This window comes from Micromonospora sp. LOL_014 (assembly GCF_048060245.1).
Taxonomy (GTDB): domain Bacteria; phylum Actinomycetota; class Actinomycetes; order Mycobacteriales; family Micromonosporaceae; genus Micromonospora_E.
On the sequence record NZ_JBHMIP010000114.1, the window covers coordinates 1 to 444 of the forward strand.

Below are 444 nucleotides of genomic sequence, written 5' to 3' on the forward strand. Positions count from 1 at the left end.
GCTCGCGCAGGCCAACCCCGCCGCCTACGAACCCGACCTCGCCGCGTCACTGAACAACCTCTCCGTCGATCTGTCGGACCTGGGCCGATTGGACGAGGCCCTCGACGCCACCGTCGAAGCCGCCGACATCTACCGCCGGCTCGCGCGGGCCAGCCCCGCCGCCTACGAACCCGACCTCGCCATGTCACTGAACAACCTCGGCATCTGGCTGTCGGACCTGGGCCGGCGTGATGAAGCCCTCAACGCCTCCATCGAATCCGTCACGATCCGCCGCCGGCTCGCGCAGGCCAACCCCGCCGCCTACGAACCCGACCTCGCCGCGTCACTGAACAACCTCGGTGGCCGGTGGTCGGACCTGGGCCGGCGTGATGAAGCCCTGACCGCCACCGTCGAAGCCGCCGACATCTACCGCCGGCTCGCCACGGTCAACCCCGCCGCCTACGA

General features: G+C 70.3%; 1 protein-coding gene. It reads left to right on the forward strand.

Annotated elements, in window-relative coordinates; all coding sequences use genetic code 11:
• On the forward strand, positions 1-444 hold a 444-nt coding region (locus ACFHW1_RS28870), incomplete at both ends, for a tetratricopeptide repeat protein (RefSeq protein ID WP_416616750.1).